Raw genomic sequence first — 15,208 nt, 5'->3', positions numbered from 1 at the left:
CGGGGCCATGCCCGCCAGAACCCGTCACGGGCCGCGTCGTAGAGCACCGTGTGCCGATACTCCAGTTCACCGCAGGCGTCTTGCGACGAGGACGATCCCGCCACCCTCCACCTGCGCCAAGGCACCCGCGGCGTCGATTGCCAAAAAGAGAGTAGTGAGTTTCCCCTGGTAACCAGGGGTTTCACATCCCACCGCAGGTCAGCGGCCCTTGTTCCTCCTCGTTCCGATGAGACGCGACGCGTTACCGCGCGTTCCCGTCGCCAGGAAATCGCCATTCGATCTTGGCCAACGTGGAGGATGGTCACCTTGCCGCACCTTGTACGCGGCTTGCCCTTAGCTCTCGCTCCCGACGGTACGAGCCGCGTAGTATCCCTTCCCAGCTCGAGCGCATGGCGCGGTCCGTCAGGCGGAGCGCTCCAGTGCCGCAGACTCCTTCAGCGCAAGGCCGAGGTATTTCGCCGACGCCCCAACGCCTGCCTTGGCGACCTCCTGCGGGGTGCCAGAGGCGACGACGGTGCCGCCGTCCTCCCCCGCGCCTGGCCCGAGGTCGATGACGTGGTCGGCCGCGGCGACGGCGCGCATGTCCAGCTCTACCATCACAACGGTGTTGCCCGCCGCTACGAGGGTCTGCAGATGCGTGACCAGGCGGTCAGCGTCGGCGCAATGCAGGCCCGAGGTCGGCTCGTCGAGCACGTAGAGGGTGTCGCCGCGCTGGGCGCGCTGCAGCTCACTGGCGAGCTTGACGCGCTGCGCCTCCCCGCCGGAGAGCTCGGTGGCGGGCTGCCCGAGCCGCAGGTAGCCCAGCCCGACGTCGATCAGGGCCGTAAGGGACCGCATGATCTCCTCCTCGCCGGCAAAGAACGCCTGAGCTTCCTCGACGCTCATCGCGAGGATCTCGGCGATGTTCTTGTCGCGCCAGGTGATGTGCAGTGTGCTGTCCTTGTAGCGGGTGCCTTGGCAGTCCGGGCACTCGGTGTAGACCGACGGCAAGAAGAGCAACTCGACCATCACCGCCCCCTCACCCTCGCAGGTCGGGCAGCGGCCGCCAGTGACGTTGAAGGAGAACCGGCCGGGCTTGTAGCCGCGGGCACGCGCCTCGGGAGTCTGCGCGAAGCGGCTGCGCACACGGTCGAACAGGCCTGTGTAGGTGGCCACGTTCGAGCGCGGCGTGCGGCCAATGGGCTTCTGGTCAATGCTGACGACGCGGCGCACGCCGGTCAGGTCTCCCGTCAGGGTGCCCTCGAGCCGGTTGGGGGAATCCGCCAGTAGCAGCTCGTCGTCCTCGGGAGCCTCGTCGACGGGCACGGTGCGCCCCAAGCACTGGCTGAGCAGCGCGGGCAGCGCCTGGCTGACCAGGCTGGACTTGCCCGATCCGGACACACCCGTCACGGCGGAGAGCACGCCCATGGGGATCGACACGGACACGTCCTGCAGGTTGTTGCGGGTGACACCCTTCATCTCGAGCCAACCGACAGGGTCACGAGGGACGTGCGGAGGCAGTCCGCTCCCGCCGAAGAGGTAGCCCCGCGTCACGGATTCTTCGACCTGGGCGAGGCCTTGGGTCGGCCCGCTGTAGACGATGCGGCCGCCGCGCTCGCCCGCATCCGGCCCGATGTCGACCAGCCAGTCGGCGTGGCGCATCACTTCCACCGAGTGCTCGACCACGAAAAGGCTGTTTCCACGGCCCTTGAGTCCGTCGAGGATCCCGAGCAATGCGGTCACGTCCTGCGGGTGCAGGCCCGCCGAAGGCTCGTCGAGCACGTAGACGACACCGAACAGCTCCGAGGTCAGCTGCGTGGCCAGCCGCAGGCGTTGAAGCTCGCCACCGGAGAGAGTGGGTGTGGTCCGATGCAGGGACAGGTAGCCCAGGCCGAGGTCGATGATCGGGCGCAGGCGGTCGATAAGCTCAGCGCCCACCCGCGCCGCCGCGGCCCGCTTCTCCGCCGACTGGTTCGGAGTGCGGCGCACATCGGGGGCGGCCGAGTGCGCGGAACCGCCGGCCGCCACTCTCTGCTCGACGGCCTCGCGCCGCGAGGCCGCGTCCAGGACTTCGCCGGAAGTGCCCGTCCCCGTATTGCCGGAGGCGGTATCCGCGACTACCCCGTCCAGCAGTGAGAGCAGCTCCCGCATCGGCAACTGCGAGAACTCGGCGATGTCGAGCCCCTCGAAGGTCACGGTCAGGGCTTCGGGCTTCAGCCGTTTGCCGTGGCATGACGGGCAGCGCGCCACGTCGAGGAACTGGGCCACGCGGCGTTTCATCGAGGCGCTCTTGGTGTTGGCGAAGGTGTCGAGCACGTAGCGCCGCGCACCCACGAACGTGCCCTGGTAGCTGTACTCCTCTCCCGCCTCGATCGCAGCGCGAGCCTCGGAGAGCGTGAGTGTCGAATGGACGGGGACGACGGGGGTCTCCTCGGTGTAGAGGATCCAGTCGCGGTCTTTCTTGCGCAGTTTCCGCCAGGGGACGTCGACGTCGTATCCGAGCGCGACGAGGACGTCGCGCAGCTGGTGACCGTGCCAGGCCGTCGGCCACGAGGCGATCGCCCGTTCGCGGATGGTGAGGGAGGGGTCCGGCACCATCTTCTGCTCGGTGACCTCGTACACCTGCCCGATTCCGTGGCACCGCTGACACGCGCCCTGGACGGTGTTGGCCGAGAAATCCTCGGCGTAGAGCATCGGCTGGTCGTCCGGGTAATCGCCAGCGCGCGAGTAGAGCATGCGCACAAGGGACGAGAGCGTGGTGATGCTGCCCACCGAGGACCGGGCGGTGCGCCCTCCCCGCTGCTGCTGCAGGGCCACGGCCGGCGGCATGCCCGTGATCGAGTCGACGTCAGGGACGCCGGCCTGGTCGATCAGCCGGCGGGCGTAGGGTGCGACGGACTCGAGGTAGCGCCGCTGCGACTCCGCGTACAGGGTGCCGAACGCCAGCGAGGACTTACCCGACCCAGACACGCCGGTGAACACCACCGTCGCGTCGCGGGGCACCGTCAGGTCCACGTCCTTCAGGTTGTGCTCGCGAGCGCCGCTCACCCGCACGTCGGGCTGCACGATCGGAATCCCGGAGGGCACTGGGACTGCTGCTTCGGACATGGTGTTGAGGCTAATCGCACGGGGCGGCAGAGCACTCGGTCATGGACGTGGCGGGGCGAGAGGCGGCACGCCATGCGACCGTAGTGGCACGCATTGCAATAGAGACGCAGATGCCTGCGTGCCTACCTTGAGAGACAGCCGAGGTCGCAACGCCACCAGCAGCCGGGATGGCGCTCGGGCGACTGAGCTTTCCATCCGCTCCAGAGGAGATCGTCATGGCAGACAACAACCGCGCCGTCGTGTTCGAGAACGCGAGGGACATGCGCGTCGAGTCCCTCGCCTTCCCGAAGCTCGAGATGCCGAACGGCAAGAGCGCCCCGCACGGGGTCATCCTCAGGATCGTCGCCACCAACATCTGCGGCAGCGATCTGCACATCTACCGCGGGTCCTTCCCAGTGCCGCAGGGCATGGTGATGGGACACGAAATGACCGGCGAGGTCATCGAAGTCGGAACGGACGTGGAGCGCGTGAAGGTCGGCGACCTCGTTTCGGTTCCGTTCAACGTCGCCTGCGGACGATGCCGCAACTGCAAAGCCCGCCACACCGAGATTTGCGAGAATGAGAACGTCAACCCGGCGGTAGCCTGTGGTGCCTACGGGTTCAACCTGGGCGACTGGACCGGGGGCCAGGCCGAGTACCTGTTTGTCCCCTACGCCGACTTCCAGCTGCTGCGCTTCCCCGATCGGGACCAGGCCATGGAGAAGATCCGTGACCTCTCGCTGCTTTCGGACATCCTGCCCACCGCGTTCCACGGGCTCATGGAGGCCGGGGCCAAGCCGGGATCGACCGTGTACATCGCCGGCGCGGGCCCGGTCGGTCGCTGCGGGGCAGCGGCGGCCCGCCTGCTGGGGGCCTCCTGCATCATTGTCGGCGACTACTACCAGGACCGTCTGGACCTGATGAAGAACAACGGCTGCGAGACCATCGACCTCAGCCAGGACGTGCCGCTGACCGACCAGATCGAGGCCATCCTCGGCGAGCCCATGGTCGACTGCGCAGTCGACTACGTCGGCCTGGAAGCCCACGGGATCGGCCGGGAAGCCGAGGACATGAACCCGGCCTACGCCCTCAACCAGGTGATCGATGCAACGCGCCCGGGCGGAGCCACTGGAGTCATCGGCGTCTACGGCCCTGACCCGCTGGCGAAGTCGAAGGCCGAGCAGGAGGGCACCTTCCCGATCGACTTCGGCAAGGCGTGGATCAAGTCGCCGAGGATCTCCGCCGGACAGGCCCCGATCATGCACTACAACCGCGAGCTGATGATGGCCATCCTGTGGGACCGCATGCCCTACCTCAGCGACATGCTCAACACCAAGGTCATCGGCCTCGACGAGACCCCCGACGCCTACGCGACCTTCGACACGGGCGTCTCGGACAAGTTCATCATCGACCCCCACAGCCTCGTTCCCGCCTGATCCCAGGCCCTTCACACCGATACTCCGGCCCGCGACCGCCGCCTGAGCGGCGTCGCGGGCCGGACCTCTGCGCCCCCCGGGTCCCCTCACAGACGTGCTGGCGGCCGAGCTGGATTGGGCCCCACGTCGTACGCTGGCGATGGACGCGGTGGGCGGGCGCGAGCCACGGCGCAGACCAGCAAGCAGGGGCGTAATCATGGGACAGGAGACCACCTCGCTGCCGCGCCTGACGTCCTTCTCGACGGGGCGTGCCCCACGGGGCGACGAGATCGACTACTGGCGTCAGGCCCGGCGAGAGGCGTACGTCTCGGTCAGGACCGACCCCGTCGACACCGGATTCGGCGGCGAGATCGGTCTGGGGCAATACACCGACTTCCGCCTATCCACCAAACGGGCTCGAGCCGAGGAGGTCAAGCGCTCGAGGAGCGACATCGCGCAGAGCCACGATGACCAGGAATACCTGTACTTCCTGTTCCAGCTCCGCGGGAACCTGCTCGTCGAGCAGGCCGGACGCGCGGCGCTCGCAACCCCCGGCTCTCTGGTGATCTACGACAGCGCAACCCCCTTCACGCTGCGCACCAAGGAGTACTACGAGCAGGCCGTCCTCGAGCTCCCCGCAGACGAAGCATTCGCGCGTGCCGGAGTCAGCCGCAGCGACTACCTGCTCGCGAAGACATTCGACTGCGACGGGGCGATGGGCTCAGTGGCGGCATTCTTCGTGAACCTCGCGCGGACCCAGGCCAGCGACCCCCACGGCGCGCACCGCCTCGAGCCCCAGGCACCCGCGCTGGAGGCATCGCTCATCGGCCTCCTCTCGCCTCCGCGCCCCCACGCCGACGCACCCGATGCGGCACGGCGCAGCCAGGTGCTGGCCTACATGCGCGCGCACCTGGCCGACCCCGATCTGGACTCCCAGGGCATCGCCGTCGGCCTACACCTCTCCCGGCGCACCCTGTTCCGCCTCTTCGAGGGGACTGGGGAGTCCGTCATGGGCCAGCTGCGCTCGCTGCGACTCGAGCGAGCGCGGGTGATGCTCCGCGCGCAGCCGGACAAGCCGATCTCCTCGATCGCGCTCGAGCTGGGCTTCTCCGGCCCCGTGCAGTTCTACCGGGCCTTCCGCACGACGGCCGGGATGACCCCAGGCGAGTACCGGGAGATCGCCGCTTTGGAAGGGACGCCGGCCCAGGCCGCCTCGGAACCTGGCTCATGACCGAGGGTGCGCACGATCCCGGCGACGCTTCGGAGCATGTCGGCACGGCCATTGACCAGGACCGGCTGGACGCTCGGCTGGCGCGCATCGCCCGGATCCCCTTCCGCGCGAAGTTCCACCTGCGCCCTCCCGAGCTCGCCTATGCCGCGTCGCGCGGACCGGAGACCATCGCTCGGCACGCGAAGGAGCTCATCGACGCGCGGCTCGCCCCGGCGCACCCGCAGAAGGACGGCAGACAGACCCCCTGGGGCGGACACCCCGTCTTCCGCGCCCAGCACGCCACCGCGACCTGCTGCAGGAAGTGCTTGCAGATCAACCACGAGATCATCCGGGGGCACGAGCTCAGCGAGCGTGAGCGGGAATACGTCGTCCACGTCATCTGCAGGTGGATCGAGCTCGAGAGTCAGGCGGGCTCGACTCGTGCCCCGCCACCGCCTCCGACCCTGTTCTGAGAGCCTTCGGTGAGGGGACCACCTGCGGTGCGCAGGTCGTCCCCTCTCGTCCGGCGCTCAGGCCGGGATCTCCTGGGTGCGGGTGCCACGGCGGCTGGACTCCAGCATCGCCGTCAGGGTGCGCGCGTCGTAGCTGCCCAGCAGGCGGCAGCCCTCCACGAAGAAGGTCGGAGTGGCGTGCGCGCCGCTGTCCGCCGCGCTCGCGGCGTCTCGCTCGACTCGCTTGGCGACCTCCGCGCTGTCGAGGTCCTCGGTGAATGTCTCGACGTCGAGGCCGAGCTCGACGGCGTAGTCGACGAGGTTGTCGCGCTCCAGGGCGTGCTGGCGGGTGAACACGAAGTCGAGCCACGGCCAGAACATGCCTTGATTCGCCGCCGCCTCGGCCGCCCTGGCGGCGATCGGCCCGTGCGGGTGGTGCGGAAGATGGCGCACCACGTAGCGCAGGTCGTCGCCGAAGCGCTCGTGCAGATCCTCCCAAGAGCCGGTGGCGTGCGCGCAGAACGGGCACTCGAAGTCCACGAACTCCACGAGCGTGAGCTGGGCGTCCTCCGGGCCGCGGATGTGGTCGACCTCCGGATCCACCGGCGGCTCCAGCGTCATCGGCAGATCCGCGGTCTCCTCGCCCCACCTGCGGGCGGCGACCTTGAAGATCGCCCACCCCAGCACGCAAGCGAGCACCATAGCAACGAACACGCCGAGAGTCGCCTGACGGCCGAGGTCGGAGGTGGTGCCGAAGGCGAGCCCGATGATCAGCAGTGACACGGTGAAACCAATGCCCGACAGCGCCGCGCCCCCGAACACGCTGCCCATCCCGACGCCTTCCGGCAGGCGCCCCGCACCCAGTCGGACGGCCAAAAGCGTCGCGAGCCCGATCCCCAAGAGCTTGCCGAGCACGAGCCCCGCGACGACGCCCCACGTGACCGGCGAGCCGAGCGAGTCGACGAGCAGCCCGCCCCGCAGGTCCACCCCTGCGTTGGCCAGGGCGAAGATCGGCACAACCAGCAGCGCGGTGGGCAGCCGGAGGTACTCGTGCAGGCGCTCATTGACCGAGACGCCCCGAGACAGCCCCCGGCCGACGGCACGGGCCGAAGACGCGCTCGGCGATTGCCAGAAGTCGCGGAACAGCTGCCGGGCGGCGACCACCTTGTGCCGCCGCGTCGGGTACGCGGGGATGAGGAGGCCAGCGATCATCCCCGCGAGCGATGCGTGGACGCCTGAGGAGAGCGTGGCCAGCCATAGCCCGAGGACAATCAGCACGTACGGAGCCGCGCTCCATTGGCGGGAGCGTCCGAGCAGCCACAGCGCGAGAAGGCACGCGAGGGCGACCAGCAGCGGGACGATGCGGATCTCCTCGCTGTAGAAGATGCCGATGATCGACACCGCGAGGAAGTCGTCGACCACCGTCAGGGTAAGGAGGAAGACGCGCAGCTGACCGGACAGGCGAGGGCCGACGATCGCGAGCGCGCCCAGCATGAACGCGGTGTCGGTGCCGACCACAGCTCCCCAGCCTTCGATGCCCTCGGCACCGGCCGCACCGACGACGAGGACGTACACCAGCGCGGGGAGAGCCACACTCGCGACCCCGGCGATCACGGCGAGACGGGCACGGCTGGTGTCCCTCAGCGCCCCGTGGGCGAACTCCTGACGCACCTCGAGCCCAACGACGAAGAAGAACACGACCATCAGGCCGTCGTTGATCCAGTGGTGCAGGTCCATGTGCAGCCCGAACGGGCCGACGTCGAAGCCCAGGCCCTGATGCCACAGCTCGAAGTAGGAAGAGGAGAGCGGCGAGTTCGCCCAGATGAGCGCGACCGCTGTGACGACGGTGAGGAGCACCGCCGATCCCGACTCCGTGCGGAGCCATCCGGTCATGCTCAGCGGAGATGGTCTTGAGTGAGGCACAATGCTGAATTCTGCCTGACAAGTCCGACCATCGGACAGCAGAACGGGCGCACGTCACGGAGTACCGGTATCGCCACGATCCACTACGAGATCCTCCATGTCGCGACCATCAGCCGAGCCGTCGTCGAACTCAACCAACCCAACACCGACGGAACACGATTCGTCGTCAAGCACTACCCCAAAATCACCGAATACCGCCAACTCCACCTCACCCACGAACTCACCACCGCCCTCCAACACCACATTACCCAACACCGACCTCGTCGCCGACGATCTCCTCTTCGGCACCCCCACCATGACCCCCAACCCCCACACAGAAACCGCCACCGCCACCGACACCACCCCGACACCCGCCGGGCACGGCACCGCCGGGCACGGCACCGCCACCCGCTACAACACCGGATGCCGCTGCCAGCACTGCCGCACCGCCATCGCCACCTACCGCCGCCACCGCCGAGCCCACGGACACGACCGCCCCACCCGCCACCGACGCACCCGCCACGACCAACACCTCGACCGCAGCTGGTTCCGCAAAAACATCTGGTACCACGCACTAGCCAACGCCGGCCTCACCCACCCGGCCCGCATCCACGACCTCCGCCACACCAACGCATCCTGGATGCTCGCCCGCGCCGCCGACCTCGAAACCATCCGCGAACGCCTCGGCCACCGCAGCCTCCGCGCCACCGAGCGCTACTTCCACACCCTCCCCCACACCCACAACACCGCCCTCACCGCACTCCACCGAACCCGCACCACCAACCCACCCAGCACCCCGGCACCCGGTCAACTCACGGTCACAAACCCCACCCCGCCTCAACCAACAAACTGAACCAGCCCGACACGAATACCCAGATCAGCGCCCCACCCGCCACTGAAAAACCCGCACAGTGAACACAAACCCGCAGAACCAGGGCGCGCATCGCACGGTCATATCACGGTCAACACCGTGCCCGAACAACAAAACGCCCTGTCGGCAACAACGCCGACAGGGCTACTCACCTGCACAAAGAAATGGTGCGCGATACTGGGATTGAACCAGTGACCTCTACCGTGTCAAAAAAAGGTAGACAGCCGCAGCCTCCTTACCTGCGAAAATCGAGAATCATCAGGTCGCGACGATGCAGTTCCCGCCACCTCTACCCAGCTGAGTGCAGTTCAACGCACATCCATCCTCCCAAAATCCGCCCAAATCTTTGCTCCCAAAGATCAACAACGAGTCAGGGAGCTGCCTAGAAGGCGCGGGGAGGGTGACGGAAAATGACCACCACTCCGCTCTCGTTGCCGTGTGATCTATTCCGCGGTCCCGGGTGTGCACTCGGCGAGTCAGAACCACATACCCGAACAGCTGACAGCCCTCCACTGCTGCGACGGCGGGACAGAAACCCCTCGATAACTCTCGGCATGTGGCTACATGACCACCGAATACGGATCACCTCCACCTGCGTGGAAAACACAGCATGGCGTCGGCCGCCACAGTGGCTTCGCCCGGACCGCCTCCACGTGTATGGAGGGCACGCCGCATGCGCACGCGAACGGCGGGCCACGTCGGACCACCTTTACATGCGTGAAGAGCACTCCGGCCGGACGTAGAACCGGCTCTCACCCTGCGGACCATCTCCACGTGCGTGGAGAGCACGAGCATCTGGTCACCGCTGAGACCGCCGAGCTCGGACCACCTCCACGTGCGTGGAGAACACCGCTCGCCGTAGCCGAACCGCTCGGCCAACGCCGGACCACCTCCACGTGCGTGGAGAGCACCGAGGAGTCCGAGGAACGCGCCCCGGTCGCCGCGGACCACCTCCACGTGCGTGGAGAGCACACCCTGGAGTTTTGCCAGGTAGACCCCTGTGTCGGACCACCTCCACGTGCGTGGAGAGCACGACGACCGCACCGAGACCGCCGCCGTGACCCTGCGGACCACCTCCACGTGCGTGGAGCGTGGAGAGCACACTTCGCGACCTGGCATTTTAGGAAGGTCGTTGCACGTTTTCGTGATCTCGGGGTGGTCCCGGATCAGCGACCGGCAGTTCGTTGACTGCCCGATGACTTCCGACGCCTTATGGTCCGTGACGAGCTCGAAGCCGCTTCCTATGGGGTCGGGGAGCACCGGAATGTCGCCCTGGTGGAGAGGACAGATCTTCGGGGCACCTTGTCCCTCGGGCAGGCGTTGATAGCGAGGCATGCGACCGATGCTGGAAGGCTCGCGGGTCCATACGCCGGACGAAAGTATGCCGCAACGAGACAAGGAGACAACTATGAGATCCGCCGCCCTGCACACGGCCATACAAGTGAATCCGATGGCGTAAAAGCCGGCAAGTACAACACCCTGTGAAGCGCGTCCAGGCCCATCAACGTGGCTCATCCCAATCGGGGGTGTAGGAGTTGGGGTCTGAAGCCGCCGGTCTCGAGCAGGCTTCGGGCGATGTAGTTGGTCAGGTTGCGGAACCCGAGTGCGGAGCCGCGCAGGTGTTCGAGCCGTCCGTTGAGCGCCTCGGTCGGCCCGTTGCTGGTGCCGGGTCGTTCGAAGTAGGCGAGCACGTCGGCGGCTCGCTTCTTCAGGGTCCGGCCCAGGGTGGTGAGCTCGGTGAGCACCTTGGGGACGCCGGCGCTGAGGTCGGTGATCAGCTTCTCCATGAGCTCGCGGCCACGTTGCCGGTCCTCGTGGCGATAGGCGGCGATCATGCGCTGGTAGACACCCCAGGTCGCCTCGACCTCGACGTGAGCGTCATCAACGAACAGCGCGCGTAGCCTGTCGCTCTGCTTGTCGGTGAGCAGGTCCGCGCCGGTGTGCAGCGTGCGCCGCGACTTGTAGAGCGGGTCGTCCCTGAACCCACGGTGCCCGTGGATCGCGAGTTGGGCCAGGCGCACGACGTGGAAGGGATCCATCACCGTGACCGCGTCCGGGATCTCCTCCGCAGCGGCGGTCTTGAACCCGGTGAAGCCGTCCATCGCGACCACCTCGACCGCGTCACGGAAGGCGTCGTCGCGGTCGGCGAGCCAGGTCTTGAACGCCGCCTTCGACCGGCCCTCGACCATGTCCAGCAGCCTTGCTGGGCCGGCGCCATCGCGGACCGGGGTGAGGTCGATGATCACGGTGACGTACTTGTCGCCACGCCTGGTGTGGCGCCAGACGTGCTCATCGACGCCAATGACCTTCACGCCCTCGAACCGCGTGGGGTCGTTGATCAGCAGCCGATTGCCTTCGGCCAGGACCGCGTTGTTGGCGGTGTCCCACGCGACCCCGAGTCCCTCGGCGACACGGGCGACGGTGAGGTGTGCGACCACGATCCCTTCCAGCGCCCACCGCAACCCGGTGCGCGAGAGCTTCGCGCGTGGCTCCGCCGCGGCGCTGGTGTCTTGGCGCCACACGTGTCCGCAGTCGGCACAGCGGTAGCGGCGCACTACAACTTCCAGCACGGTCGGTCGCCAGCCCAGCGGCTCGTGGGCCAACCGCCGGATCACGGTGTCACGAGCAGCGCCTTCGCTGCCGCACCGTCGGCAAGACTGATCTGGTTCCACCACGCGGCACGCGAGGACCGCACGATCCGGTTCAAGTCGTTGCCCGGTCACGCTCAGACCGAGGCCGTCGAGTCGAGCGAAGGCGGTCAGGTCAGGGCGGCCGAAGCCGGCCGGCGGGGTAGCGTCGGACACGTCGAGGTCTTTCGGATGGATGGCGTAGGAACCTCCATCGTCGGGAGACCTCGACGTCTATCTGCGGACCGACGCGCCCGGCCGACCTACACCCTCATCTGGGAAGAGCCCGCAAAGCCGACGTGATTAGGTCGTCGGTTCGATTCCGACAGGCGGCTCCGGCGAACAGCCCCTGACCTGCGCAAACGCAGGGCAGGGGCGGTTCGGTTCTGGTGGTCGCGCAATGCGCTGGCCTCACGGCTCTGCCCGACACCGACGTCGCTCTCCTCTGCGACGGACCCCTCGCCGGCTGAGCGCTCGCGGCCGGCATCCTGTCCGTGTGCCGATATGCCTCGCTCCGCTCGGCAACGCAGCGTGGCGTTGTGTCGCGACCTGGACGTGCGAGGTGTCAACGGTGCGTCGGCGCAGCGATCGTTGTGTGCGCAGCGAGATGCTCCATGCCGCACGCGCGGCGCGCACGAACGCAACGCCCCGGAACGCCAACGACCCGTCATCGCTGCGACGCGCAACGCGTCTCCCGTCACGGCAACGGATCGCAACCACGACCCGCCCACGGCGCCTCGCGGGACGGAGGGCAAGTTGACACAGTTGCGCCGCCATGGAACCGCGCTGGCTCTCTCGATGACCACCGGTGAAACAGTGCCGCTCCAGGCTTGCGCCTGGTGTTGCCTGGCCTCCTCGTGATCGGCCCGTCGGGGATCGTCAACGTGGTGCGGGTGTCGAGGCGGTCGGGTCCGACGGCTCGGCGGGGCGCGATCGTCTCGTGCGTTGGCGGACTACGGGAGCTTGGACGCGAGGACGTCGGCCGCCAGGATCTCGGGTGCTGCGCCGAGGAGGTGCTGGTTGGCCATCAGGGCTGCGACGATGGCGCCGTTGGCGTGGGCGTCGCGAGCGGCCTCGTCGGGGAATGCATCGAAGATCCAGAAGGTGTCGGCGTCGGTCCTAGCCGCGAACCAGACAATCGTTCCTACTTCTTCGTTGGCGAGTGCGACAGCGCCGGCGAGCAGATCGGCGAGCGCGTCGTGCTGTCCATCAGCCGCGACGATCTTGGCGACGAAGGCATACGGAAGTGATGCGGGTGTGGACATGAGGGGTTCTCCTTGAAGTCGGGGTTCTTCGTGGGGCGAGTTCAGCGTATGACGAGCGAGGGCCGGTGGGGAGTGGCGTATACGGCAGTATTGCTATTGTTCGCGCCATGCGTATCGGACTGATCGCGATCGACGGCTGCTTCGGTTCGGCGGTCGCGTCGGTCATCGACATCGTGCGGGTGGCCGACGGAGCCCGCGGCGATGTCGACCCGCGGATCGACCCGATCGAACTCGCCATCCTCGGACCGAAACGGCGAGTGACCACGACGGCATCGATGACCCTGTCGGTGGGCCACCCGCTGTCGGAGTCCGGAGAGTTCGACGTGGTCGTCGTCCCTGCGCTTGGAACCCTCACGGCCGCCGCGACCCACGACGCCCTCCAGAGCCGAGATGCTCGTTCGGTCATCGCCTCACTCGGGCGCCTCGACGACGCGACCACCCGGATCGCCGCGGCGTGCACCGGCGTGTTCGCCGTCGCCGAGACCGGACGGATGCATCATCGGCGGGCGACGACCAGCTGGTTCCTGGGGCCGGAGTTCCTGAAGCGCTATCCGACCGTCGCCCTCGATCTCGACACCATGGTCGTGGTCGACGGGAACCTCGTCACCGCCGGCGCCGCCTTCGCCCACATCGACCTCGCGCTCTCACTCGTGCGATCGATCAGCCCCGACCTGGCCCAACATGTCGCCAAGCTCCTCATCATCGACGAGCGCCCGTCGCAGGCGGCCTTCGTCGCCTACGAACATCTCCGGCACGAGGACTCGATCGTCGTCGAGTTCGAACGCTTCGTGCGCGTCCGCCTGGACGAACCGTTCAACGTCGCCTTCGTCGCGCAGTCGCTCGGCACCAGCCGGCGCACCCTCGAACGACGAGTCCGTGCGGCGCTCAACCTCACTCCGCTCGGCTTCGTCCAACGGCTTCGCATCGAACGAGCTCGGCACCTCTCAGCAACCACGGACCTCACCTCCGCCGAGATCGCGCGACGGGTCGGCTACGCGAACGCCGAGACTCTGCGCTCCCTCCTGCGCAGGGGGCGACGCCGTTCCTGACCTATCGCCATGCCTGTAGCCGGTGTCCTAGCGCTCGGTTGGAACCACCTCTCAGCACGTCGCGTCGACGCTCCTGCGTCGCCCCTGGACGACCCACTCGACACGCCCGCAGCACAGGCCATGTGACGTGCCCCGGCTTCCCGGACGGTCGGGGTTGGGTGGCTGTGATGTCGCTGCGTTCTCGTCGAGGGGGTCAGCAGACCCGATCAGGGTCGATTGGGATGAGCCGCGAAGGCGGTCAGGTCAGGGCGGCCGAACCCGGCCGGCGGGGTAGCGTCGGACACGTCGAGGTCTTTCGGATGGATGGCGTAGGAACCTCCATCGTCGGGAGACCTCGACGTCTATCTGCGGACCGACGCGCCCGGCCGACCTACACCCTCATCTGGGAAGAGCCGGTCTACTCCGGAGACGCCCGCCAACTCCGGACGTTGCTGCCGGTCGAGTACGCCGGCCAAGCCGCACTCGCCGTCACCAGCCCGCCCTACGGCCCCTCCGTCCACGGCCAAGTCATCACCAAACCGAACAAGACCGTCCAGAAGTTCCACCACCGCTACGGCAATACCCTCGACCGCGGCAACCTCGCCAACATCGGCCACCACCGACTCCTCGCCGGATTCACCCGCATCCTCACCGCCCTACGCGCATTCCTGAAACCCGGCGGACACATCGCCATCACCCTGCGGCCCTGGCGAGAACACTCCGAACTCATCGACCTGCCCACCCAAATCCTCACCTGCGGACAACAAGCCGGACTCATCCCCACCGAACGCTGCGTCGCACTCCTCGCGCGAGCCACCGACACCGAACTCATCGCCCGCGGCAGCTTCTTCCAACGCGACTTCATCCGCAAACAACGCGACACCGGACTCCCGCTACACCTCATCGCCCACGAAGACGTCATTATTTTCCGAACGCCGAATCAAGACTGAATTGCGTCATGACATGCGCACTCGGACCCCACTCTAGGACTATCGGCAAGCATCGCGAGGCCCATCATGGCAAGCAAGAACACCCGATTCGACCACAACAGGCTAGAACCTGATTCAGTCGACGACACAGCTTTACCTGAAATCTATACCCCTACTGAAGCCGCCGAAAAGCTAGCGGTCAAAGAGTCCTGGCTCCACCGCAAAGCGGGGGCCCGCGCGATTCCGTGCACTCTCCTCGGGAAGCATTTGCGTTTCTCCGAGAAGGATCTGCGCGACATAGTCCAGCTTGCCCGCATATCGTTCCCGAGCCGCCAGCGGAGATAAATCAGAACCGGATCACCGAACAATTCGGCATTGGTCGAAGTTTCTTCGGCCAATGACAACATACCGGTTCCGCTCTAGCCGATATAGAGCGTCAATGG

Annotated in this window: 11 protein-coding genes and 1 pseudogene; 7 read left to right on the top strand and 5 right to left on the bottom strand. The window is 67.2% G+C overall.

The window, feature by feature from the left end:
* Positions 1-402 precede the first annotated feature (402 nt).
* Positions 403-3,087: an excinuclease ABC subunit UvrA gene (locus tag H2Q94_RS03125; protein ID WP_243791784.1), complete on the bottom strand. Its 2,685-nt coding sequence runs from the start codon at positions 3,085-3,087 to the stop codon at positions 403-405.
* Between the two features lie 215 nt (positions 3,088-3,302).
* On the opposite strand from H2Q94_RS03125, the gene H2Q94_RS03120 reads away from it, so the two are divergent.
* The 3 genes from H2Q94_RS03120 to H2Q94_RS03110 all read left to right on the top strand — a co-directional run bounded on the left by H2Q94_RS03120 (position 3,303) and on the right by H2Q94_RS03110 (position 6,164).
* Complete coding sequence (locus H2Q94_RS03120; RefSeq protein ID WP_243791782.1) at positions 3,303-4,502, top strand: alcohol dehydrogenase catalytic domain-containing protein; 1,200 nt, start codon at positions 3,303-3,305, stop codon at positions 4,500-4,502.
* 196 nt (positions 4,503-4,698) lie between these two features.
* On the top strand, positions 4,699-5,712 hold the full coding sequence (locus tag H2Q94_RS03115) for a helix-turn-helix domain-containing protein (RefSeq protein ID WP_243791779.1): 1,014 nt from the start codon (positions 4,699-4,701) through the stop codon (positions 5,710-5,712).
* The gene (locus tag H2Q94_RS03110; RefSeq protein WP_154076178.1) at positions 5,709-6,164 is read left to right on the top strand and encodes a DUF4186 domain-containing protein; all 456 of its coding nucleotides are present in this window, start codon (positions 5,709-5,711) and stop codon (positions 6,162-6,164) included. The genes H2Q94_RS03115 and H2Q94_RS03110 overlap by 4 nt, the downstream gene beginning before the upstream one ends.
* 57 nt (positions 6,165-6,221) lie before the next feature.
* Here H2Q94_RS03110 and nhaA read toward each other — a convergent pair whose 3' ends face one another.
* Together nhaA and H2Q94_RS03100 are read right to left on the bottom strand one after the other, a co-directional pair.
* Entirely contained in the window at positions 6,222-8,036 is a 1,815-nt protein-coding gene (nhaA, locus tag H2Q94_RS03105) for a Na+/H+ antiporter NhaA (protein WP_258718656.1), read from the bottom strand.
* 84 nt (positions 8,037-8,120) lie between these two features.
* On the bottom strand, positions 8,121-8,318 hold the full coding sequence (locus H2Q94_RS03100) for a hypothetical protein (protein ID WP_243796054.1): 198 nt from the start codon (positions 8,316-8,318) through the stop codon (positions 8,121-8,123).
* A gap of 43 nt (positions 8,319-8,361) precedes the next feature.
* On the opposite strand from H2Q94_RS03100, the gene H2Q94_RS03095 reads away from it, so the two are divergent.
* On the top strand, positions 8,362-8,898 hold the full coding sequence (locus tag H2Q94_RS03095) for a tyrosine-type recombinase/integrase (RefSeq protein ID WP_258718655.1): 537 nt from the start codon (positions 8,362-8,364) through the stop codon (positions 8,896-8,898).
* Between the two features lie 1,529 nt (positions 8,899-10,427).
* On the opposite strand, the gene H2Q94_RS03090 is transcribed toward H2Q94_RS03095, so the two are convergent.
* Together H2Q94_RS03090 and H2Q94_RS03085 are read right to left on the bottom strand one after the other, a co-directional pair.
* Positions 10,428-11,720: an ISL3 family transposase gene (locus tag H2Q94_RS03090; protein ID WP_243791774.1), complete on the bottom strand. Its 1,293-nt coding sequence runs from the start codon at positions 11,718-11,720 to the stop codon at positions 10,428-10,430.
* A 776-nt stretch (positions 11,721-12,496) separates the two neighbouring features.
* Positions 12,497-12,808, bottom strand: a complete 312-nt coding sequence (locus H2Q94_RS03085; RefSeq protein WP_243791772.1) for a putative quinol monooxygenase — start codon at positions 12,806-12,808, stop codon at positions 12,497-12,499.
* A gap of 65 nt (positions 12,809-12,873) precedes the next feature.
* Here H2Q94_RS03085 and H2Q94_RS03080 point away from each other — a divergent pair, with 65 nt between their 5' ends.
* The 3 genes and pseudogenes from H2Q94_RS03080 to H2Q94_RS30830 all read left to right on the top strand — a co-directional run bounded on the left by H2Q94_RS03080 (position 12,874) and on the right by H2Q94_RS30830 (position 15,110).
* The gene (locus H2Q94_RS03080) at positions 12,874-13,857 is read left to right on the top strand and encodes a GlxA family transcriptional regulator (RefSeq protein ID WP_475274216.1); all 984 of its coding nucleotides are present in this window, start codon (positions 12,874-12,876) and stop codon (positions 13,855-13,857) included.
* 395 nt (positions 13,858-14,252) lie between these two features.
* A pseudogene (locus H2Q94_RS03075) lies at positions 14,253-14,786 on the top strand (site-specific DNA-methyltransferase); the annotation flags it as partial.
* Positions 14,787-14,852: 66 nt separating this feature from the next.
* Positions 14,853-15,110, top strand: a complete 258-nt coding sequence (locus H2Q94_RS30830; protein ID WP_397545416.1) for a helix-turn-helix domain-containing protein — start codon at positions 14,853-14,855, stop codon at positions 15,108-15,110.
* The last annotated feature ends 98 nt before the right edge of the window (positions 15,111-15,208 follow it).

The organism is Saccharopolyspora gloriosae, from assembly GCF_022828475.1.
GTDB classification, from domain to species: Bacteria; Actinomycetota; Actinomycetes; order Mycobacteriales; family Pseudonocardiaceae; genus Saccharopolyspora_C; species Saccharopolyspora_C gloriosae_A.
Note: the sequence above shows the minus strand (reverse complement) of the source record. Positions and strands in the feature narration are given on the sequence as shown.